General features: G+C 55.1%; 1 rRNA gene. It reads left to right on the top strand.

Annotated features, from left to right (window positions below):
- Nucleotides 1–55: 55 nt before the first annotated feature.
- A 16S ribosomal RNA gene (locus BM477_RS08115) occupies nucleotides 56–1,051 on the top strand; the annotation flags it as partial.

Below are 1,051 nucleotides of genomic sequence, written 5' to 3'. Positions count from 1 at the left end.
GTGTTTGTTGTTTTTCTTTCCGTTTTTGAAAGATTGTATGTTTTGTATGGTTTTTTGTTCGGAGAGTTTGATCCTGGCTCAGGACGAACGCTGGCGGCGTGCTTAACACATGCAAGTCGAACGATGAAGCGGTGCTTTTGTATCGTGGATTAGTGGCGAACGGGTGAGTAACACGTGAGTAACCTGCCCCCTTCTTTGGGATAAGCATTGGAAACGGTGTCTAATACTGGATATTCACATTTTGCCGCATGGTGGGGTGTGGAAAGGTTTTTCTGGTGGGGGATGGGCTCGCGGCCTATCAGCTTGTTGGTGGGGTGATGGCCTACCAAGGCTTTGACGGGTAGCCGGCCTGAGAGGGTGACCGGTCACACTGGGACTGAGATACGGCCCAGACTCCTACGGGAGGCAGCAGTGGGGAATATTGCACAATGGGCGAAAGCCTGATGCAGCGACGCCGCGTGAGGGATGACGGCCTTCGGGTTGTAAACCTCTTTCAGTAAGGACGCAGGGCAATCTTTGGGTTGTTTGACGGTACTTGCAGAAGAAGCGCCGGCTAACTACGTGCCAGCAGCCGCGGTAATACGTAGGGCGCAAGCGTTGTCCGGAATTATTGGGCGTAAAGGGCTTGTAGGCGGCGTGTCGCGTCTGTCGTGAAATCCAATGGCTTAACTGTTGGCTTGCGGTGGGTACGGGCATGCTTGAGTGCGGTAGGGGAGACTGGAATTCCTGGTGTAGCGGTGGAATGCGCAGATATCAGGAGGAACACCGGTGGCGAAGGCGGGTCTCTGGGCCGTTACTGACGCTGAGGAGCGAAAGCGTGGGGAGCGAACAGGATTAGATACCCTGGTAGTCCACGCTGTAAACGTTGGGCACTAGGTGTGGGGGCTGTCATGGTTTCTGCGCCGTAGCTAACGCATTAAGTGCCCCGCCTGGGGAGTACGGCCGCAAGGCTAAAACTCAAAGGAATTGACGGGGGCCCGCACAAGCGGCGGAGCATGCGGATTAATTCGATGCAACGCGAAGAACCTTACCAAGGCTTGACATGCACCGG

This window comes from Boudabousia marimammalium, from assembly GCF_001936115.1.
GTDB lineage: Bacteria > Actinomycetota > Actinomycetes > Actinomycetales > Actinomycetaceae > Boudabousia > Boudabousia marimammalium.
This window is presented reverse-complemented; position numbering and strand designations above follow the sequence as displayed.